At 37.6% G+C, this 21,453-nt stretch carries 16 protein-coding genes; 4 read left to right on the top strand and 12 right to left on the bottom strand.

Going from position 1 to position 21,453, the window contains the following annotated elements; genetic code table 11:
* Window positions 1-206: 206 nt before the first annotated feature.
* From fdhE to GYM75_RS11295, 11 genes are all read right to left on the bottom strand, one after another.
* Window positions 207-1,115 carry a formate dehydrogenase accessory protein FdhE gene (gene fdhE, locus GYM75_RS11345; RefSeq protein WP_220216040.1) on the bottom strand — a complete coding sequence of 303 codons (909 nt, stop codon included), beginning with the start codon at window positions 1,113-1,115 and terminating at the stop codon, window positions 207-209.
* 103 nt (window positions 1,116-1,218) lie between these two features.
* Window positions 1,219-1,917 (bottom strand): formate dehydrogenase subunit gamma, encoded by a 699-nt coding sequence (locus GYM75_RS11340; RefSeq protein WP_220216039.1) that lies wholly within the window; start codon window positions 1,915-1,917, stop codon window positions 1,219-1,221.
* Entirely contained in the window at window positions 1,910-2,884 is a 975-nt protein-coding gene (gene fdxH / locus GYM75_RS11335) for a formate dehydrogenase subunit beta (protein WP_220216038.1), read from the bottom strand. Before fdxH ends, GYM75_RS11340 begins: the two co-directional genes overlap by 8 nt.
* A 15-nt stretch (window positions 2,885-2,899) precedes the next feature.
* Window positions 2,900-5,968, bottom strand: a complete 3,069-nt coding sequence (gene fdnG / locus GYM75_RS11330; RefSeq protein ID WP_220216037.1) for a formate dehydrogenase-N subunit alpha — start codon at window positions 5,966-5,968, stop codon at window positions 2,900-2,902.
* Window positions 5,969-6,341: 373 nt separating this feature from the next.
* Window positions 6,342-8,774: a glycerol-3-phosphate 1-O-acyltransferase PlsB gene (gene plsB / locus GYM75_RS11325; RefSeq protein WP_220216036.1), complete on the bottom strand. Its 2,433-nt coding sequence runs from the start codon at window positions 8,772-8,774 to the stop codon at window positions 6,342-6,344.
* Between the two features lie 220 nt (window positions 8,775-8,994).
* Complete coding sequence (locus GYM75_RS11320; protein ID WP_220216035.1) at window positions 8,995-11,037, bottom strand: FAD-dependent oxidoreductase; 2,043 nt, start codon at window positions 11,035-11,037, stop codon at window positions 8,995-8,997.
* Between the two features lie 213 nt (window positions 11,038-11,250).
* Entirely contained in the window at window positions 11,251-11,538 is a 288-nt protein-coding gene (locus GYM75_RS11315) for a putative quinol monooxygenase (protein ID WP_220216034.1), read from the bottom strand.
* A 111-nt stretch (window positions 11,539-11,649) separates the two neighbouring features.
* On the bottom strand, window positions 11,650-12,498 hold the full coding sequence (locus GYM75_RS11310; protein ID WP_220216033.1) for an SDR family NAD(P)-dependent oxidoreductase: 849 nt from the start codon (window positions 12,496-12,498) through the stop codon (window positions 11,650-11,652).
* A gap of 104 nt (window positions 12,499-12,602) precedes the next feature.
* Window positions 12,603-13,367 (bottom strand): type I 3-dehydroquinate dehydratase, encoded by a 765-nt coding sequence (aroD, locus tag GYM75_RS11305; RefSeq protein ID WP_220216032.1) that lies wholly within the window; start codon window positions 13,365-13,367, stop codon window positions 12,603-12,605.
* 134 nt (window positions 13,368-13,501) lie between these two features.
* The gene (locus GYM75_RS11300) at window positions 13,502-14,374 is read right to left on the bottom strand and encodes a shikimate dehydrogenase (RefSeq protein WP_220216031.1); all 873 of its coding nucleotides are present in this window, start codon (window positions 14,372-14,374) and stop codon (window positions 13,502-13,504) included.
* A gap of 45 nt (window positions 14,375-14,419) precedes the next feature.
* The gene (locus tag GYM75_RS11295; protein WP_220216030.1) at window positions 14,420-15,241 is read right to left on the bottom strand and encodes a sugar phosphate isomerase/epimerase; all 822 of its coding nucleotides are present in this window, start codon (window positions 15,239-15,241) and stop codon (window positions 14,420-14,422) included.
* A 413-nt stretch (window positions 15,242-15,654) separates the two neighbouring features.
* Here GYM75_RS11295 and GYM75_RS11290 point away from each other — a divergent pair, with 413 nt between their 5' ends.
* Both GYM75_RS11290 and rsmB read left to right on the top strand, forming a co-directional pair.
* Window positions 15,655-16,998, top strand: a complete 1,344-nt coding sequence (locus tag GYM75_RS11290) for a Na+/H+ antiporter family protein (protein ID WP_220216029.1) — start codon at window positions 15,655-15,657, stop codon at window positions 16,996-16,998.
* Window positions 16,999-17,025: 27 nt separating this feature from the next.
* Window positions 17,026-18,318, top strand: coding sequence for a 16S rRNA (cytosine(967)-C(5))-methyltransferase RsmB (gene rsmB, locus GYM75_RS11285; RefSeq protein WP_220216028.1), 1,293 nt, complete (start codon window positions 17,026-17,028; stop codon window positions 18,316-18,318).
* A 54-nt stretch (window positions 18,319-18,372) separates the two neighbouring features.
* Here rsmB and GYM75_RS11280 read toward each other — a convergent pair whose 3' ends face one another.
* Complete coding sequence (locus GYM75_RS11280; RefSeq protein ID WP_220216027.1) at window positions 18,373-18,900, bottom strand: NAD(P)H-dependent oxidoreductase; 528 nt, start codon at window positions 18,898-18,900, stop codon at window positions 18,373-18,375.
* Between the two features lie 154 nt (window positions 18,901-19,054).
* On the opposite strand from GYM75_RS11280, the gene serB reads away from it, so the two are divergent.
* Together serB and radA are read left to right on the top strand one after the other, a co-directional pair.
* A complete protein-coding gene (serB, locus tag GYM75_RS11275) occupies window positions 19,055-20,029 on the top strand; it encodes a phosphoserine phosphatase (RefSeq protein WP_220216026.1) in 975 nt (324 codons plus the stop codon).
* A gap of 9 nt (window positions 20,030-20,038) precedes the next feature.
* Complete coding sequence (gene radA / locus GYM75_RS11270; RefSeq protein WP_220216025.1) at window positions 20,039-21,418, top strand: DNA repair protein RadA; 1,380 nt, start codon at window positions 20,039-20,041, stop codon at window positions 21,416-21,418.
* Window positions 21,419-21,453: the final 35 nt, after the last annotated feature.

The raw sequence follows: 21,453 nt of genomic DNA, 5'->3' as shown, positions 1-21,453 counted from the left end.
CTTTTTTGTCATTCTTATTTTTTAAAAGGATGAGGCATCATCTGATTAATATAAAAATACGCTAAAATTTCAAACAAATTAAGAATATAATAATCAGATTATTGTTTTTTTAATCCTCCTTTTCATGAAAGAAAGCTAAAAATAGCTGCTAATATTGTTCAGTTACCTATTCAAGGTTAATTCTAAATTTATTAGAAGCAAAATTCTTATTGTGCAAATACAAAGGGATTGATACCACTTTTTGCAAAACCTTCTTCTTCGGTTTTGATATCAAGTATTAAAGAGGCAATATCATCAGCAACAACTTCAATATGCGGATCTTTATCCTGATCAAAGATTTTTAAATAGCTGTGGCAAGCATCACAACATTCTGTTTTAGTCGCTGACAATTCACTATCTAGCGAAAAATATTCAATATTTTTCATGTTATCACAGCTGGTACATTTTACTCTTGGCACATACCATTCACTCTCACATAAACTACAATGTAAATAACGCAATCCATTATGACCACCCAGTTGAATGACGCTGGCAACCGGCATGCTATTACATACGGGACATAGCCAATTTTTATCACTATTTTCGGATACTGCTTTACCTTTTATTTGGCTAGCTAGCTGGCTATAGTAAACAGAGAGTGCAGACCAAATAAATACGGCTTCATTGCCATCAACTGCGTGGAATTCGCCTTTAAGTAAATGCAAAGCTTTATTTTGTAATTGCTCAATACTGTTTTTATTCAGTTGTTCAATCACGATTGAAATCTGATCGGTTAAATTTGATGATGATTGTAATAACGCCTTTAAATAATCCTGCCAAGAGTAGGGTAATGAAAAGTTTTCTATACTCAGTGGCGGTAAATCATTATTTAATGGCTCGAATAGCTCTTTATTTAGTGGTTTTTGGCTAACTAAGTCTGCTTGCGTTTGCGCTAATTGAGCACAAAAACAGAGATAGTCACTTAATGGACTATTTTTTGCTAATTCTTTTAGCCTGTTAGCTCGATGCAAATAGAGCGTTGTTGGTGAAGGATAAAAAAGTAAGGGAATTTGTCTGATAACGGAATTGATATTTTGTTTTTCAAGTTGAACTTGTGGGATGATTTTTATACTCATTATTGGTTACCATTCATGATTATTTTATCCATAATCGATTTAGTGATTGAGATAATTCCGCTGATAAATATCAGCGGATAAGATAGATATATTTTAGAAACAACTATAAAGCTGTTTTTTGTTCGACTTTTGTTGTTTGCTTTATGTCTACAGGTTTATCTGCTTCCAGTTCCTGTTGATAGATTTTTTGCATTTCTTCTTCATACCATGAAGAGTGGTTTTTTCGAGCCCAAGCTCGAGATACATACCCTGTAATCATCCCTTTAATTGAACCTTTAACCCAGATAGCCATATAAGCATGACCAATGGCGAGCAAGATTAAGCAAATAGCTGCAAACGAGTGGAAAAAGATTGCAATACGAACAATTTCAATTGAAAAATAATCTGAAACATATCTTCGCCACATAATCATACCGGTTACGAATAACACAGTGATTAAACTCATGATACACCAAAATAAAAATTTCTGACCAACATTATATTTGCCAATGGGTATACCTTCTTCTTTGCCCATGATGACGTGTTTAAAATTCTTGATCCATAACAGATCATTTTTATTAGGGATATTATGATGAGCAAGCTTTACAAACATGAACATCAGCAGTATAAAGACGATGCATCCAATTAGGGGATGTAACGCTCTAACCAGTTGAGGGGTTCCAAGAAAAAGCCCAAATAGTTTAATGGACGGAAAAAATAACGATAAACCAGATAATGCCGTTAAGATGAAAAGACACACCATACACCAATGGCAAAAACGTACAATAAGTGGTGTTCTAAGAATCATTCCTTTTTTATTCATGATGTTCCTCCTTTTGTGGTATGTCGGCACTATTTTTACGACCAAAAATAGGTAATCCTAACCGTTTTCTTGCTTGTTTATCCGCTTGTTTTTCCTGTTCGATATCTTCTTCGTCTACTTCAATTGCACCGACGCCCATGTAATGGAAAAGTAATCCTCCAAAAGTAGCAATAAAGGCGGCAGCTGAAAGTGGTTTCCAAGGGCCTTTCCAGAATCTAACCAGTTCACTGATATGGGGTTCATCTGGCAAACCGTGATACAGATCGGGTTGATCAGCGTGATGTAATACATACATGACATGCGTTCCATTGACCGCTTGAGGATTATAAAGCCCTGCATGTTCAAATCCCCGTTTTTTTAAATCGGCTATTCGGTGCTCAGCATGTTGAATCATATCTTGTTTAGTTCCGAAATGAATAGCTCCAGTCGGGCAGGTTTTAACGCAAGCCGGCTCTTGTCCAACCGAAACACGGTCAACACATAAAGTACATTTATAGGCTCGATTATCTTCGTTACTGATACGAGGAATGTTAAACGGGCAACCTGCTACACAATAGCCACAACCAATACAATGTTCCGACTGAAAATCGACTATTCCGTTAGCATATTGAATGATAGCACCTTCAGAAGGGCAAGATTTTAAACAGCCAGGCTCAGAACAGTGCATACACCCATCTTTGCGAATTAGCCATTCAAATTTTCCGTTAATTTCAACTTCAGAATAGCGCATTACCGTCCATGCTTTAGACTCCAAATCAGCGGGATTATCGTAAACACCGACCGTATTGCCTACTTCTGCTCGCAGGTCATTCCATTCGCTACAGGCGACTTGGCATGCTTTACAACCAATACAGGTGGTGACATCAATTAATTTGGCCACCTCTTGTTGATAATCACGTGCTCGCGGTGCAGGCGTTAAATCATTAGTTGCAGAACGACGAATAATATCTTGAGTTTGTAATGACATAATTAATCCTCCTGCCTATGCCACGGTGGTAACTTTTTCGATGTTAACTAAGAATGATTTATATTCTGGCGTTTGTGAATTTGCATCACCTAAATGAGGGGTTAATTCATTGACCAAAAATCCTTTCTTAGTTTGTCCAGTGAATCCCCAAACAATTGGGATTCCAATGGTTTCGATCTCTTTACCGTCTACCGTTAACGTAGGCAAGCGTTTAGTTACTACCGCTTTCGCTTTTATATAGCCTCGATACGAAGTCACTTTAACGGTGTCGCCTAATTTGATTCCTTTTTTATTGGCAAGATTTTCGCTTAGTTCGATAAATTGTTCTGGTTGCGTAATTGAGGCCAATCTTGCGTGTTGTGTCCAAAAGTGGAAATGCTCTGTAATACTGTATGTTGTTCCCACATAAGGAAATTCATCTGCTGAACCTAAACGCGCTAAATCTTCTTTAAATACTCGAGCAACCGGATTATTGATTTGTTCTGGATGCAACGGATTATTGGTAATTGGCGTTTCAAATGGTTCGTAGTGCTCAGGGAAAGGCCCATCAACCAGACGATTTAAGCAGAATAATCCACCTAAACCATCGTTATTCATAATAAAGGCGCCTGCACCAGAACTTGGAGACAAGGTAGCGGTAAAGTCAGCAACATCATTGCCATCCCAATGAGAACCATTCCATTTTATCAATACTCGGTTTGGATCCCATGGATTGCCGTGTTCATCTGCCGATGCCCGATTATAGAGTACACGTCGATTCATTGGCCATGACCATGCCCAACCTGCATGGATACCTTTACCAGATGGATCTGTTGGATCACGTCTTGCCATTAAATTACCTTGTTCAGTCCACGAACCACAGAATATCCAGATACCTGAAGAGGTGGTACCATCATCTTTAAGCTGAGAAAAACCACTTAATAATTGACCTTTTTTCAGAATCACATTACCGTTGGTATCCGTAAGGTCAGCAAGAGCACGACCATTACACTCTTGGGCTAATTCTTCTGCTGCTGGCCCTTCTGGATCTTGGTAATCCCAAGAAAGATTATTAATTGGTTCATGATAAGCACCGCCTTCTTCAGCATAAAGTTCTTTGATTCTTAGAAAGATACGTGAAATGATTTCGGGGTCATATAGCGATTCATAAGGAGGCTTTGCTGCTGCCCAATGCCATTGCAATAAACGAGATGAATTGACAATCGTACCGTTTTCTTCAGCGAAACAGTTAGTCGGTAATCGAAAGACTTCGGTTTGAATTTTGCTTGAATCGACATCGTTTGACTCACCATGATTTTTCCAAAATTCGGCTGTTTCAGTGGGTAATGGGTCAATGCTCACCAAGAATTTGAGTTTAGATAAACCTTCACGAATACTATTTTTATCAGGTAAGGCAGCAAGTGGATTGAATCCTTGGCAAATAAAACCATTAGCTTGACCGTCACGCATCATTTTACTAAAGCGTAAGATATCGTAAGTTTTATCCCATTTAGGTAACCAATCAAATCCCCACTGATTGTCTTTAGTCGCTTTATCACCATACATCGCTTTCATAAAACTGATAAAGAATTTGGGATAGTTACCCCAGAAATTCACCTCATTGGCACCTAACGGTTTAGGGGTTTTTTCATCCAAATACTGTTCAAGCGAAACTTGCGAGTCTTTAGGTAAATCCAAATATGCAGGTAAACGATTGGATAAGAGTCCGACATCGGTTAAACCTTGAATATTTGAGTGTCCACGTAAGGCATTAATTCCCCCACCCATGACACCCACATTACCTAAAATAAGTTGAATCATGGCAGCAGTACGAATAATTTGGGTACCATAAGTATGTTGTGTCCAACCTAAGGCATATAAAAATGTTGCTGCTCGGTCATTGGTTTTCGTGCTGGCAAGAGAGCGACAAACATGTAAAAATCCGTCTATCGGGCTTCCGGTAACTTTGTTTACCATTTCTGGTGTATATCGACTTACATGTTGTTTTAACAGATTCCAAACACAGCGTGGATGCGTGAGTGTTTTATCTCGAAGCGCATAACCTTTTTCATCTTTTTGATATGTCCAACTGGCTTGATCATATTGGCGATTATCAGCATTATAGCCACTAAATAGACCACTAGTTTCATCAAAATTAAAGTCATCACTCACAATTAAGCTAGCGTTACTGTGTGTGACTAAATATTCAAAATTAACTTCGTTATGGGTAATGAGATAATTAATAATACCTAGTAAGAAGGCAATATCCGAACCTGCACGAATCGGAACATATTTATCGGCAACCGAAGCCGTGCGGTGAAAACGAGGATCAATAGCGATAAGTTCAGCGCCATTTGTGATTTTAGCTTCAATCGCCCACTTAAAACCAACCGGATGAGCTTCAGCGGCATTTCCACCCATAACAATGACGACATTGGCATTTTTAATGTCATTCCAGTTATTTGTCATCGCACCACGCCCATACGTTGCTGCAAGACTAGATACCGACGGGCCATGACAAACCCTTGCTTGAGTTTCAAGACTTAGCATACCTAATGAGCGAGCTATTTTGAACGCTAACCAACCCGTTTCATTACTCGCAGCTGAAGTGACCAACCAACCGGTTGATGTCCAGCGATTCACGGTTGTACCTTGTTCATTTTTGTCGATAAAGTTTTTATCTCGGTCTTCTTTCATCAATCGAGCAATACGATCAATCGCTTCATCCCAACTGATACGTTGCCATTGATCAGAGCCAGGAGCACGATATTCGGGATATTTAACACGTTGTTCACTTTTGATATAGTCTAGCACCCCAGCACCTTTTGGGCAGAGTGAGCCACGACTAACTGGATGATCAGGATCGCCTTCTACATGAAAAATAGAAGATTCGGCATTTTTAGCTCCATCTCCTCGACTATAAAGTAACATTCCACAGCCAACCGAACAGTAGGTACAGTTATTGCGGGTTTCTTTCGATTTTAATAATTTGAATTGGCGAGTTTGTGCAAGCGCCACATTGGGAGCAAGTCCAAGCGTGGCAACTGTTGTTCCTGCCATGCCACCAGCGCAGATCTTAAAGAACTGTCTACGGTTAAATAGCATATGAACTCCTTAAAAGCTGACATTACATTTTAATTTATTATATTGATAGGTACTAATATCCCTATTGGATAATGATTCATAATAATCGTTTATCAATTGGAAATAAAGGAAAAAACAGATATCAATGATTAAAATTTGACATTAATCAAAAAAACAGAAGAAAAGATCCGATAATTTTTATTAAAATTTATCTAAAATTGTTAGCAGCACTTTGCAATAATTATGTAAAGCGTATCTTAACAAAACTTAAAATTATTATCAATATATGAGCTATCAAGTGAATCGATTGGTATTGTGGATTTTGCTATATTCAACAATATTGATAGAGTTTGCGACTGATAAAAGGGCAAACTCTATCGATACTAACTCGTGATTAAGGATTAATTTCCTCAATTGTTTGCAAGACTCGATGAGTAATGAGAGGTTTTAAGATATTATTCATGTTTTCAATTTTTTGAAAACTGGCACTATCTTGATCATCCAGATAACCTTGTTCTCGTAGTGATGCAACCAGTGTTGAAAAGACCCCTTTATCAAAAAATTCTGGCGCATTGATTCCATGTAATACCGATAATCTTTCCGCAATTAATCGACCTTCTTTTTCTAAATTAGCTCGACTAATTGAAGGGTCTTTTTGCAAAAGCGAAAAAGCAATCGCATAACGTTGTAAGGTATCTTTTGATGACGAAGCAATTAACTGTAAACCAGACATTTTTGCATAATTGAGCACTAATTTATCTGACGTACAACTAATTAAATTTAAGTCACAATAGGTGGCGATAATTTGGTTTACATATTCAACTAACTGCGCTTCATTATGATATAAAAACAGTTCAGATTTAATTAATGGGAAAAGCAATTTTACCTGTTCTAAAACCGCTTCTGAGGAGATGCGATTATTCTTCACAAGAATTCTGGCAACGATTGCAGGAATGATCAGCAAATGTTGAATATTATTACGATAATAAGTCATTAAAACCGCTTGTTCAGTGGTTAAGCCGACAATTTCGCCAGCCTCATCGGTTGTGATAACAAATTTACCCATCTGTTTAGCATGTTCAAATAGTTCATCTGCGCTTTGAGCGGGAATCGTTATCAAATCAGAATAAGGAATATTTTTTAATAATGTAAGAAGATAATTAATATGTTCTATGAGTTTAACTTTAGTTAATGCCCGTTGATCCGCTGCCAATAAGATAGAGCAACATAAATTCATGGCGTTAATAGCTGCTGAGGCATTGATACGCTCCATGATCTGTTTTGCCAGAACATTGGTAGTGGGTGTCAACCAATTTGGGCGAGCGGTGCCTGTTGGTTCAATTGCATCACGCCATTCTGGTATTTGTTGATTTAAAAATTGGTTCAGTGGGATAGGTTGACCAAAATTAACATAGCCAAAACCTAATTTTTTTAATTTTAAAAAGGCTTTTAGCGTACGCCATAAACTCTCTTTTTCTTTTTTTGCTCCGCGTAATTCATTGGCATAAGTCGCCACTTCTAAAACGTGTTCATAACCAATATAAACCGGTACAACGGTGATAGGTCTTGCATCGCCACGCAATAACGTTTGGATGGTCATCATGAGCATGCCTGTTTTCGGATCGAGCAATCTACCGGTACGTGAACGCCCACCTTCGATAAAATATTCAACAGCATAGCCTCGAATAAATAACTCAGCTAAATATTCACGAAAAACGGAAGTATAAAGTTTATTTCCTCTAAATGAACGACGAATAAAGAAGGCACCTAGTCGTCTAAAAATCGGACCAGCAGGCCAGAAGTTCAAGTTGATACCAGCAGCAATATGAGGTGGTACTAATCCTTGTCGATAAAGAACATAAGATAATAAAAGATAATCCATGTGACTGCGATGACACGGTGCATAAACAATTTCATGTCCATTTTGCGCCAGTTCTCGAACTGGATCGGCATTGGTTACTTTTAAACCTTGGTAAAGTCTGTTCCATGCCCAAGTTAAAACAATATCGGTAATTCTTAGCATTCGATAAGAAAAATTAGCGGCAATTTCGTTTAACATTGCCAGTGCATTTTTTTTCGCTTTATCAAGACTAATATTTTTACTTTTGGCTTCTTCTTGAATTGCATCAGAAAGGCTAGGATTAGTTAATAATTTATTCAGCATTTGTTGCCGTACAGGCAGTTTAGGACCCACTGATGCCATTCTTTGTTTGGTAAAATGAATACGTGCAACACGAGCAAGCTTATGGGCTAAGACCGAAATATTTTGTTGATTATTGATTTCAATATCTTTTAATGACACGGTTCTTGAAAAACGGGTATAGCAATCTCGACCTGAAACAATGATTTTATATAATTTATAAGTTGCTCCCAGCACTTGTAGAGAAGGGCTTTTTTTGCCTTCTTTATCTGGACTGCGTCCGAACATCACCGAAACCGGTAACATTTGAATATCCAACTCGGGATTTTCTTGATGAGCAGAAATATATTCTCTTAAAATGTCAATTGCTTTTGTTTTTTGTTGATTAGAGGCAAAAATACCCGGGCCTTTATCAATAAAAATATATGAAGGAACCATATTACCATTAATATCGATGCCTTCTAGCGGATCAGGTAAGCCGAACTTGGAACATAAAGAACGAACAACCATAAGATCAATCTTAGAATTATAGGGCAAAACATATAATATGGGTTTATTAGTATCAAGACCTAATTCAGAAACCGGATCTGCTGGTATAGGTTTACTTTTAACAAATAATTTAATTGGGATTTGGATTAGTGAAAAAGAAACTTTAGTCCACCACGAAAACATAAAAATAAACCTCATCGTATTTCGCTAATTATAGGCTTAAATAATGAAATATACTTAATCAAGCTAATACAGAAATTAGTATTTAAATCATAATAGTGAATCTCTCTTATTGTTTAAATAAGAGAGAAAACACTAAGTATATACTTGTTATCATTTAAACGTTAGCTAATTTGCACAATCTTTCGTCGATATAGTTTGAGTTAAATAACTCTATTTATAACGATAGTTGAAAGCATTATAAAGGTTTATTGATATCAACTCCACGAATCTCTTTGTTTTTTATCCTCTCCAATCGTTGGATCAGGGTAATAACATCTCGTCCTTCACGCATGCCATCGATAAGTTTACGAGCTTGTTTACAATCGCCAATTTTATGATAAACATAGTTATTTTTAGTTGCATGTTCAGAAAAAGCTTGGCTAAAGGTGTTTTCACTTAGCATTCCTAAACAGACAAAACCATAATCGAATTCTAATTTAAATTGGTGACCATCTTTATCTTTAACTAAAAAGTGATTTTCAGCGACTTCCAGTAAAGTTGTAGAAAGATGAACATCAACCTGATTATGTTTGAGCATGGTCATCATAGAAATACGACCAATATAATCCAAATCTTCAGCCATAGCAGGCTTCATTTCAACAATGGAAACCGCCTTGGCGTTGTTTTCAGAAAAATATTCAACGACATCCAGCCCGACAGCTCCCCCACCGATGACAACCACTTTTTTATTGGCAATATCGGTAAATTGATTGAAGTCTTCCATGATGTCAAAAATCGAAAATACTTGTCTGTTTGGCGCACTAAGCTGATCGTGTAATCCTTTAATAGGGGGTAATAAAGGTTTTGAACCGGTTGCACTAATCACTAAGTCGGGTTGTAATTTTTCGATTATTTCAGGCGTTGCTCGTGTATTAAGATTGATTGTGAGATTTTTTAAACTTTTGGCACGGTTGATAAGAAATTTAGGCAAATCGGCAATACGTTGTTTGTATGGAAATCGAGAAATCATCATTGACAGACCACCCAAAAAAGGCTTTTCTTCATATAATGTAACATTACATCCGACTTCTGCTGCTGTGCATGCGGCTTCAAGTCCAGCCGTTCCGCCTCCCACTACAACAACATTAAGCGGGGTTGAGATCTGATAGCGTTTATAGTCTTCATAACTGATAATATCCGGATTAACTGTACAGCGAATTGGTTTAGATCTCGCAATGCGATGATCTGCACAACCAATATTACATGAAATACATTTTCTTAATGTGTCGATTTCGTTATTTTGTACTTTTTCAACCCAATAAGGTTCGGCAATTAGCCCTCGTCCTAAAACGACAAAATCAGCAATCCCTTCTTCAATTGTTTTAGCGATGATTGATGGGTCTCGAAAGTTACCAGACGCAATGGTCGGTTTATTAAATTTATCTCGCACAGCTTTTGCCATGTAAGAACGCCAACCGTCAGGGAGATTCATCTGATCAATCTGAAATTGGATAGTATCATTTTGTGCGGCAGATACATCAAAAACATCCACACCCTCACTCAGGTGTTCTAAAATAGCTAAGGTATCGTCTAAAGTATTTCCTCCATCTACAAAATCGACCGCACTAATCCGTAAAAGGATTGGAAAGAAAGGGCCGACTTTGCTACGCATTTCATTAATAACCAGACGAATTAATCGTGCTCGGTTTTCGATACTACCTCCAAATTCATCTGTACGGTTGTTATACAGCGGTGATAAAAATTGACTCAGCAAATATGAGTGTCCGGCATGAATTTCAACAGCATCAAAACCGGCTCTTTGGGCTCTGTGAGCTGCTAGTCCATATTGTTTAACAATATCATGAAGCTCTTCAATCGTTGCTGGTCTGGGAATATTGCCACCTGTTTTAGATGGTATATTGGATGAAGAAATAGGTTGCAAGCCATTTAAGCGACCGGGGTAAGCGGATGCGCCTGCATGATTAATTTGTACTGCGACCGAAGCCCCATGCTTGTGCATACGTTCGGTAAATTTATACAATCCGGGAATGTATTGATCGTTGTCGATTCTCAGTTGTGTGGTACCGTTAGTACCATAAGGAAAATCAACGCATACGTTTTCAAGGATAATAAGCCCAGTTCCGCCTTTTGCTCGTTGTTCATAGTATTGAATATGGTCATCCACCATTTCGCCATGTAATGTGGCAAAGTTAGTCCCTATCGGTGGCATGACAATTCTGTTGCGTATAGTTGTTTTATTAATTACAAACGGTTCAAATATAGCTGAAAAATTGGGCATATTTGTCTCCTTTTTATTTAAATAATTTCTCTATCAAACATTGCAAAATAGTCTTCTAAACGTGTTAAAGTTAATAATAAATCCATTGCTAACTTATGTTTATATTTTATAGATCAAGTTTAATTTATTCGTTTTATCTATAAATAGATGAAAACTAGAATGGCTCGCGTTATGCTAAGCGCGAGCCATTACGAGAATTCGTTATCTATTTAATTAGAATTTTTTCGTTTTATACCATTTTCTATTGACTAATTTATTCTCTAAGAATTGTTTAAATTCCATAAAATGAGCAGTCGTATTATGAAACTCAATGGCAGCTTGGTTTGCCCATATTTCTGAGAAAATAAAAATATGTTGGTTATTGGTATCCAGACTGAGTTCATAACGAATGCAACCAGCTTCTTTTCTGCTTTCATTCCGCACTTTTAGGGCAGCTTGTTGATATTCCTTTACCCACTCTGGTTTTACCTCATGTATTGCAATAATATTTAGCTCACACATCGATATTCCTTATGGTTATTCTCTATTTTGATTGTGGTTTTCAAATCCTAAAAAGCCAATTAACCACCATGATCACGGTCGTGAGCTATAAGCCTAATTGACTGATATTTTTTATTTGTTCGATGCTTTCGAAGCCGCATGTTGTTGTTCTGCAAATTGGCGACGACCACCTGGACGTGGGACTAAATCTCCAAGCATTACTTCGTAACCACCATCAACCACAAGCTCAGTACCATTTGAATAATCAGAACGTTTACTTGCCAAATATAAAACAGCATTAGCAATATCGATGGTTTCACCAATACGACGGCTGGCAATCATACGGGTACGACCTTGTTCAACTTCTTTATCTTCATAGAATTTTTTTGATAAAGGTGTTTTGACAAAACATGGACAGACTGCATTACTGCGAATACCAAATTGTCCCCATTCAGCAGCAAATTGTTTAGACATCATCGAAACCCCAGCTTTGGTTGAACTGTAAGCACCACTGTAAGTTTCAGGCGTGTGCGACGCCACCGTTGAGATATGCACCATACGACCTGATTTTTGCTCAATCATTAAACGCCCAAAACGTTGAGACATAAGGAAATATCCTGTTAGGTTAATATTAACGGTAGTATTCCATTCATCAAGAGGAAGGTCTTCAATCGGACAAAAACGTAAAATTGCTGCAGTATTAACCAGTACATCACAACGTCCAAATTCTTGTTTTACTTTTGCGACCGCTGCATCTACTTGTGCTTCGTTAGTGGTATTACAGGCAAGACCGATTGCTTTTATACCGTATTCATTACTTAACGATTTAGCAAGTTGTTGACATTTTGTTTCATCTAAATCGATAAGTACAAGATTCGCTTTTTGTTTGGCAAATTCACGGCAAATTTCGGAGCCCATGCCACCAATTGCACCTGTGATGACACAAACATCATTTTCTAATCCTAACCAACTTTGGCTCATAAAAACTCCTATTATTCAACTTGATAACTTTTATTTATACTTTCTTCGCATATCTTTATATTTGATTAAATCTTAATGTCAAAGTAAGTACCAAATTATTTAACCTACTGTTTACTTTGATACAACACATCTAAAATATAACGTAACTGTTTGACATCTAATTGCCCCGGTGCTGAGGCATTTTTAGCTGCTCCAAATGTCATTGCTGAACCAAATGTTGTTCCTGCCACTCGGCTAATTGCCCCCAGCCCTGCCATTGACATGGTAATGATGGGTCTGGTTGCATATTTTTCATTCATTTCTGTGGTTGCCGCTAATAAGGTAAGGACGTCATCTGTGGTCTGTGGCATAACCGCAATTTTGGGAATATCAGCACCTAAATCTTGCATTTTACGTAATCGAGAAATGATATCGTTTTTCGTAGGTGTTTTTTCAAAGTCATGGTTGGATGTGACAACCAATACATTATGTTGATGCGCTACATTAATAATTTCTTTTACGTATTGATCGCCGATAAAGACTTCAACATCGATCAGGTCGACCAGTCCACTCTTAGCTATTTCTTTGTTTAATTCAAGATAATCGGTTAGTGGCCATGGTTTTACTCCACCTTCATTAGCGGTACGAAAGGTAAATAAAATAGGTTTGCTCGGTAATAAGGTTGCAATTTTTTTAGCAACAGTTTTCACAGCATCAATATTATCAACTTGGGTGAAGTGATCTACTCGCCACTCCAAAACGTCAAAATCTATCGATTGTAAAAATGTCACTTCATCAAGTAGTTCGGTTTCAGTTTTCCCCACAATTGGGACAATAATTTTCGGCGCACCCGATCCTATAACTAGATTTTTGGTTGTAACTGTTTTCATTTTATATCCTGTTGGTAAAAGATTATATTGATAATGATTAATCTTATATTGTGTGATTCAAATCAGACAATAACATAAAATAATCTGTTAACTTATTTTTAATTGGATTATTAGGTAAAAAGATTACCTATCGACTAATCATTAAATCCCATTTTTTCTTTTACATACTCAATAGGTGCATCTTCACCCGTCCAAATTTTGATTTGCGCTGCACCTTGCCAAAGCATCATGCCAATCCCATTTAAGGTTTTACAACCTTGCTGTTCTGCGATTTCAAGCAATTTGGTCTTACGTGGGCTATAAATACAGTCTGTTACGACAAGATCCGGTCTTAACATCGTTGGATCGGTAATTAAACTTTGCCCTTCTAATGGTTTCATTCCAACACCTGTAGCGTTACAAAGTACTTCACTGGTGGCAATGGCTTGACGGAGTTGCTCTTTATCAGCAAGGTCGGTCACACTGACTTTACATGGTGTGTTTTCATTTAATTTTTTTGCAATTGCTTCAATTTTTGCATAGCAGTCATCTTTCTGATTGAAGATGGCGATCTCTTTCACACCATCAAGCGCAGCTTGTACTACAATAGCTGTTGCTGCACCGCCTGCGCCAAGAATCGTCATTTTTTTACCTATGACATCAATGCCTGCTTCTTTCAACATGCGCATATAGCCAATGCCGTCGGTGTTATAACCGGTTAATATGCCGTTATCATTCGAAATTGTATTGCAAGCCCCACTCATTTCAACCGCAGGTGTTAACTTATCAAGATATTGGCAAACCAATTGTTTATTGGGCATCGATACCGCACTACCTCGCAAACCTAAGGCACGAAGACCTTTTATTGCATCGGGTAATTTTTCTTGATCAACTTCAAAAGCCAAATAAACATAAGGAATATTTAGTTTTGAATAAATAGTGTTTTGCATTTGCGGTGATAAACTGTGACGTATTGGATAAGCCATTAAACCAATCAATAAATAATGGCCGTCAATATTATTTCTCATTAAAAATTCTCCACTACACGCTTTTTTTCAATAAAGCGTTAACAATTAAGATTGTTCAGCAACACGTTTTAATAATGCACGTGTATCTTCAATATACATTTTAGCGCGTTCAATTGGGGATTTAGATAAAGCTAATTCGTCATTACAACATTCAATTGAAATCGGCATTTCAGGTAAAGCTTTCAACAAAGATACAAGGTCAATCCCACCACGCCCCGGGGATAAACGATAGTTACGAGCTTGATAAAGTAGTCCTTCTGTGTCTTGAGGTTTTTCTTTAGTACCATCACACAGTTGCATATAACGCCAACAATCTTTAGGTACTTTTTTCAAATCGTCAAGGGTATTTGGACCTCGATCAAAATGCAGGGGATCAATTATCATACCTTGATTGTTTTGATTCGCTTTTTTTAGCAGTTCAACACCGGCATTGACGCCAGGGATGTTTGTCCATGGCATCGGTTCGATATTGATGGCAATGCCAAGGGGAGCGGCAATGTCACAAAGCTGGGCAAAATTATCGGCTAGTCGATTTTGATCGGGATCGTTACCCGCCAAAAGTACCTGACTGGCACCTAATCTTGCGCCCGTTTCCAGTACGGGTAAAAAGTTAATGACACGGGTATCGGGTTTTAAACGGAAGATTTCTATATCTAATACCTTAATTCCTGTCTCTTTTAAACGGCGTTCAATTTCTCGAACCAATGGCGTATCGCCGACGGTCGCATATACCGGTTCAGTTGGCGTAGCCGGTATAAGCCTCAAACCGACATGAGTATAACCCGCTTCTGCTGCAACAAGGACTTGGTTAGCAGGTGAAACATCTAAGACAGTTAACGCTGCCAATCCAATTGGACGGTTAGACATATCTTTCTCCTTAATTAAAAATTTAATTCATCTAAAGCATAAAATTAGTGTAATTTTTAAATAAGCCACATTATGATTCATTATTATATTTCTATAAATATAATGATTTCTATTAAAAATATCTATTATTTAAAATAGCCATTTATTCTGTAATTAGCAAGGATAAAAAAAGGATTTTTATCAAAATGAGATCTTTATCAATAAAAAATTAATCAGACAGTTATAAAAAATATGGGGAGTTTATTGAGCAATGTGTTGATTTTGCTTTTTATTTTAATCTGTCACTTAAAATCCATTTAGACGTCAACTATTTTTAGAATAATCATGGTTAAAAGTCAGCATTTACTATCAATTGCACTTTCTATAGTCATCCACTAAAATAATTAACTTTGTTTATTTAAGAGAATATATCTATGAATACAGTTTTTGAGCTTTTATCGTCAATAAACGCTGTGGTTATTGCGGTAATTTGTATGTTAATTTTATCTCTTTGCCGTGTTCATGTGGTAATTAGCTTAATTATTGGTGCCTTTGTTGGTGGTTTATTTAGCCATTTAACGTTAAAACAAACAATTGATGCATTCAATACAGGTATTAGCAATGGTGCAAATATCGCTCTTTCTTATGCTATGCTTGGTGCTTTTGCCGTTGCAATTTCAAAATCGGGATTGCCTGAATTATTAGCTGATAAAGCGGTTAAACAGTTGACAACGAGCAGTGCTAAAAAACGCATAAAATGGTTATTAATTATTATTATTGCTTTGGTCAGTATTTCTTCACAAAATATCATACCTATCCATATTGCTTTTATTCCACTGTTAATCCCACCACTATTATATGTGATGTCTCGATTACAGTTAGATAGACGAATGATTGCCTGTATAATGACATTTGGACTCATTACACCTTATATGTTCTTACCGGTTGGTTTTGGTAATATCTTTTTAAATCAAATTTTATTAAAAAATATCACTGCATCCGGCATGGATGTTAGTCATGTGAATGTAATGCATGCTATGGCGATACCAGCGCTAGGGATGTTTGTTGGGCTACTTTGGGCAATTTTTGTCAGTTACCGTAAACCAAGAGAATATAAAATTATTCGTGAAGAGACGAATTTAGAAACGGTAAATAGTGTAAATAAGCGTTCACTTATTGTGTCTCTATTGGCAATTGTTCTCTCTTTTGCTATCCAACTTTACACAGGTTCAATGATTTTAGGGGCGCTAATTGGTTTTATTTGCTTTATTGTTTCGGGAACCATTAAATGGGGTGAAGCAGACGGCGTTTTTACTGATGGTATTAAAATGATGGCCATGATTGGTTTTGTTATGATTTCTGCCCAAGGCTTTGCCGAAGTGCTAAAACAAACAAATGATATTGAACCGTTAGTGATTAACAGTGCTGCTTTATTCGCGGGTAATAAAGTTATTGCTTCATTTATGATGATGTTAGTCGGATTGGTGATCACGTTAGGTATCGGTTCGTCATTCTCGACGGTGCCTATTATTGCGGCAATCTATGTCCCACTTTGTATTCAGCTTGGCTTTTCACCTATTGCAACAGTTTGTTTAATTGGTGCTTCTGGGGCGATTGGTGATGCTGGTTCTCCGCCTTCTGATACTATTTTAGCAACGTCGGCTGGGCTTAATAGTGATGGTCAGCATGATCATATTCGTGATAGTGTTATTCCAACATTCACCCATTTTAATATCCCTTTATTTATTGCGGGTTGGGTTGGATCGTTAATTCTGTAATAACATCAATTAAGGCTGTCATTGCTTATGAATAACAAGTTATATCAAAATATCCGTGCGGTTTGTGCTCAGGCTATTTTTAATGTGTTGGAAGAAGGGCAATCGCTCAGCTCTGCATTGATGACTTTAAATCCTAAAATTGCCGATAAAGATAAAGCGTTAGTTCAAGAAATCTGTTTCGGGGTAATGCGGGTATTACCCGAACTGAATTTCTATATTCATAGCTTGATGAACAAAGTGCTTACTGGTAAAAATAGAGTTTTACACTATTTATTGTTAGTGGGTGTTTACCAAGTTCTCTATACCCGTATTCCGGAGCATGCAGCAGTAGGAGAAACAGTTAACGCGGTTAAGGAATTAAAAAAAATCGCTCTCAAAGGATTAATTAATGGTGTGTTGCGGGAATTTTTGCGTCAACAAGCTGTTTTGACAAACAAATTTTCGCAAGACTGTAAACAAGATACAGCCCGAACTCTCCATCCGACGTGGTTACTAACTCGTCTTAAGCAAGCCTATCCACAGCAGTGGCAAGCAATTGTAGTGGCGAATAATCAAAAACCTCCGATGTGGTTGCGAGTGAATCTTAATCACTATTCAGTGAGTGAGTACCAACAAATGCTTACCGAAGCAGGCATTGAATCACAAGCTTGTACAGCTATACCTTCTGCCATTAGGTTATTACAGCCCGTTAATGTGACCAAATTGCCCTATTTTTCTGAAGGTGCGGTGACCGTACAAGACTTGTCTGCACAATATGCGGCTTATCTACTTGCCCCGCAAAATGGCGAGCAAATTTTAGATATGTGTGCCGCACCTGGTGGTAAAACTACACATATTTTAGAAGTCGCCCCAAATGCTCAAGTACTAGCGGTTGATGTTGATGCGAGTCGTGCTAAACGGATTAATGATAATTTAACGCGTTTAAAACAATGTGCTGAAGTGAAAGTTGGTGATGGATTAACGCCAGAAAAATGGTGCGCAGGGCGTCAATTTGACCGGATTTTACTTGATGCCCCATGTTCAGCTACGGGCGTTATTCGGCGTCATCCAGATATAAAATGGTTACGTCGTGATAGTGATATAGCCCAACTCACTGAGTTACAACATGCGATCTTAACGTATATTTGGCCTTATTTAAAAACAGGTGGTACTTTAGTCTATGCGACTTGTTCAATTCTTCCAGAAGAGAATAGATTGCAAATTGAGCGTTTTTTACATGAAAATAGTGATGCAAAATTGCAAGGCGAGGTTAAACAGTTTTTACCTACCGACAACGGCGGTGATGGGTTTTTTTATGCGGTTTTAACCAAACATAGCTAACAGAACGTTTAATGTGATGATGTCTGTCTCACGCTATATCATCACATTTTGTCATTAGCAGTAACTTTTTATCAATTCAGCTAATTCCTGTCCATGTTTTAAGGCTTTGGTTCTTATTTCTGTTTTATCATCAAATGGTGATACACCATATAATAAAGCCGGTGGAAGATATTCCATTTGTATATACAGAGACGAAAATTTTACTGATTCAAGAAAGTGGTCAATTAAATTTTCACCGTATTCTTGGTAACTTTTTTGCCCTATTGTTAAACTCTGCAATAACTTTTTACCTTTTAATTTATCACCTTGTGAGCCATAAGCAAATTGGTAAGTCAACACTTCATCAAACCATAACTTTAATATAGCTGGCATATTAAACCAATACATAGGATATTGAAGAATAATAAGATCATGTCTCAATAATGCGGCTTGTTCTTGTTCTACATCGATTTGATAATTAGGGTAAAGTTGATGTATATTTCGGATTTCAAGATCGGTAACAGTTTGCTGTAATGTCTCAATAATTGTTTTGTTAGCAATGGATTGCGCCATATTGGGATGGCCTAAAATCATTAATGTCATAGTAATTTCCTTTCCTTTTAGTTAATAAAATGCACGTTATTCAATACTATATACTAGTATAAAATTAAATTATAGGATAATTATTGCTCACTTGGACAATTTTTAGTAGATGTGGTAAATTCTCGGTTTATTTTGTGTTATAAAGATATTTGTAATGGCTTATACTCTCACCTATAGTGATCTCCCCGAAAATATTCAAAACTGGCAAGGTTTACCATTATCTTTGAATGGTTGTGAAGTGGTTCCGCTTGACTATAATGCAGGTAAAACAGGTTGGATCATCTATGGTAAAAAATTAAATAAAACGATACTGTCAAAATTCCAAAATCAGTTGGCGATGCCAATGGTGATAGTTTCTTCTTGGAAAATTAAAACTTACCAAATTGTCCGGATTGCTGGCGTTATGCCTAAAAAGGCAAAATCTATTTCCCTAGCATTAGGCATTGATGTATCACCTATTGATAATTTACCAACCTTACACTCACCGGGTTTGCTTGTTATGGATATGGATTCCACGGCGATTAAAATTGAATGCATCGATGAACTTGCCAAATTATATGGTGTTGGGCATCAAGTCGCGGCTGTCACTGAGCAAGCTATGCGGGGCGAGTTAGACTTTGCAACCAGCTTACGTAAGCGAGTTGCAACCTTGAAAGGCGCTCCTCAAGAACTCTTACAGCAAGTAAAAAATGAATTACCATTGACATCGGGACTGACTTATCTAGTTAAAGAATTACAAAAAAGAAATTGGTATGTCGCTATCGCATCAGGGGGATTTACCTATTTTGCCGACCATTTAAAACAAAAATTAAAATTGGTCGATGCTTATGCAAATGAGTTAGAAATCAAAAATGATAAATTAACCGGTAAAGTGACGGGTCAAATAGTCGATGCCAAATTTAAAGCTCGAACATTACAGAATTTAGCTGCATCGTTAGATATACCCATTGAACAAACGGTTGCTATTGGCGATGGTGCGAATGATTTAATGATGATTCGAATTGCAGGTCTTGGCGTGGCTTATCATGGTAAACCTAAAGTGGTTGAAAAGGCACGAATTAGCATTAATTATGCGGATTTAACTGGATTATGGTGTATCTTATCGACCAGTTTATTAAGTGAAGGTTAGGAGATTAAGTTGGCAAAAACCGTTAAACGTGCTTTTGTTTGTAATGATTGTGGTGCAGATTATCCTCGTTGGCAAGGTCAATGTAGTGCATGTCATGCTTGGAATACCATTACCGAAGTTAGGCTGGCAAGTGCATCATCACGCAATGATCGGTTAACCGGTTATGCAGGTAGTAACGTTGGACAGGCAAAAATTCAAAAACTGTCTGAAATCAGTTTAGAAGCGTTGCCTAGATTTTCTACCGGCTTTTCCGAATTTGACCGAGTGTTAGGGGGCGGTGTTGTCCCTGGTAGTGCAATTCTTATTGGGGGTAATCCAGGTGCCGGTAAAAGTACCCTGTTATTACAAACCATGAGTAAGCTTTCAACGCAAATGAACACCCTTTATGTGACGGGCGAAGAGTCCTTACAGCAAGTAGCTATGCGTGCTCATCGTTTAGGACTACCAACCGATAATATTAATATGCTGTCAGAAACCAGTATTGAGCAGATCTGTTTGCTGGCTGAACAATCACAACCTAAACTCATGGTTATTGATTCCATTCAAGTTATGCATCTTGCTGATATTCAATCATCGCCGGGGAGTGTCGCTCAAGTGCGGGAAACCGCTGCTTATTTAACTCGTTTTGCTAAAACCAAAGGCATAGCCATTATTATGGTTGGACATGTTACTAAAGATGGGTCACTTGCCGGTCCTAAAGTCCTTGAACACTGTATCGATTGTTCAATTTTATTAGATGGTGATGCGGATTCCAGATTTAGGACGTTGCGTAGCCATAAAAACCGGTTTGGTGCAGTGAATGAATTAGGCGTTTTTGCCATGACCGAGCAAGGATTGAAAGAAGTCAGTAATCCATCAGCGATTTTTTTAAGTCGTGGGGATGAAATGCTACCCGGTAGCTCGGTGATGGTGTTATGGGAAGGGACACGTCCATTATTGGTTGAGATTCAAGCGCTGGTAGACCATTCAATGTATGGGAATCCAAGACGCGTAACAGTTGGGCTTGATCAGAATCGATTAGCCCTTTTACTGGCGGTCTTGCATCGGCATGGTGGATTACAAATGGCTGACCAAGACATTTTCGTTAATGTCGTCGGTGGTGTAAAAGTTACTGAAACCAGTGCCGATTTAGCTTTGATTGCCGCCTTAGTATCAAGTTTTCGAAATCGTCCACTGCCACAAGATGTGGTTATTTTTGGCGAGATTGGCTTAGGTGGCGAGATTCGCCCTGTGCCAAGTGGTCAAGAGCGGATTTCTGAAGCGGCAAAACATGGCTTTAAAAAAGCGATCGTACCGATTGCCAATATGCCGAAAAAGAGACCTGAAAATATGCAAGTTTTTGGTGTCAAAAAAGTTTCTGAAGCTTTAGATATTTTGAATGATTTATAGCTAATTGGTCGATGCGTCTGTTATTTTGCCGACAA

Source organism: Gilliamella sp. ESL0441 (genome assembly GCF_019469185.1).
GTDB lineage: Bacteria > Pseudomonadota > Gammaproteobacteria > Enterobacterales > Orbaceae > Gilliamella.
Note: the sequence above shows the minus strand (reverse complement) of the source record. Positions and strands in the feature narration are given on the sequence as shown.

What these genes read in the sequence shown, in the direction of transcription:
- fdhE (WP_220216040.1), bottom strand. Translation starts at nt 1,115, where the DNA reads ATGAGTATAAAAATCATCCCACAAGTTCAACTTGAAAAACAAAATATC.
- GYM75_RS11340 (WP_220216039.1), bottom strand. Translation starts at nt 1,917, where the DNA reads ATGAATAAAAAAGGAATGATTCTTAGAACACCACTTATTGTACGTTTT.
- fdxH (WP_220216038.1), bottom strand. Translation starts at nt 2,884, where the DNA reads ATGTCATTACAAACTCAAGATATTATTCGTCGTTCTGCAACTAATGAT.
- fdnG (WP_220216037.1), bottom strand. Translation starts at nt 5,968, where the DNA reads ATGCTATTTAACCGTAGACAGTTCTTTAAGATCTGCGCTGGTGGCATG.
- plsB (WP_220216036.1), bottom strand. Translation starts at nt 8,774, where the DNA reads ATGAGGTTTATTTTTATGTTTTCGTGGTGGACTAAAGTTTCTTTTTCA.
- GYM75_RS11320 (WP_220216035.1), bottom strand. Translation starts at nt 11,037, where the DNA reads ATGCCCAATTTTTCAGCTATATTTGAACCGTTTGTAATTAATAAAACA.
- GYM75_RS11315 (WP_220216034.1), bottom strand. Translation starts at nt 11,538, where the DNA reads ATGTGTGAGCTAAATATTATTGCAATACATGAGGTAAAACCAGAGTGG.
- GYM75_RS11310 (WP_220216033.1), bottom strand. Translation starts at nt 12,498, where the DNA reads ATGAGCCAAAGTTGGTTAGGATTAGAAAATGATGTTTGTGTCATCACA.
- aroD (WP_220216032.1), bottom strand. Translation starts at nt 13,367, where the DNA reads ATGAAAACAGTTACAACCAAAAATCTAGTTATAGGATCGGGTGCGCCG.
- GYM75_RS11300 (WP_220216031.1), bottom strand. Translation starts at nt 14,374, where the DNA reads ATGAGAAATAATATTGACGGCCATTATTTATTGATTGGTTTAATGGCT.
- GYM75_RS11295 (WP_220216030.1), bottom strand. Translation starts at nt 15,241, where the DNA reads ATGTCTAACCGTCCAATTGGATTGGCAGCGTTAACTGTCTTAGATGTT.
- GYM75_RS11290 (WP_220216029.1), top strand. Translation starts at nt 15,655, where the DNA reads ATGAATACAGTTTTTGAGCTTTTATCGTCAATAAACGCTGTGGTTATT.
- rsmB (WP_220216028.1), top strand. Translation starts at nt 17,026, where the DNA reads ATGAATAACAAGTTATATCAAAATATCCGTGCGGTTTGTGCTCAGGCT.
- GYM75_RS11280 (WP_220216027.1), bottom strand. Translation starts at nt 18,900, where the DNA reads ATGACATTAATGATTTTAGGCCATCCCAATATGGCGCAATCCATTGCT.
- serB (WP_220216026.1), top strand. Translation starts at nt 19,055, where the DNA reads ATGGCTTATACTCTCACCTATAGTGATCTCCCCGAAAATATTCAAAAC.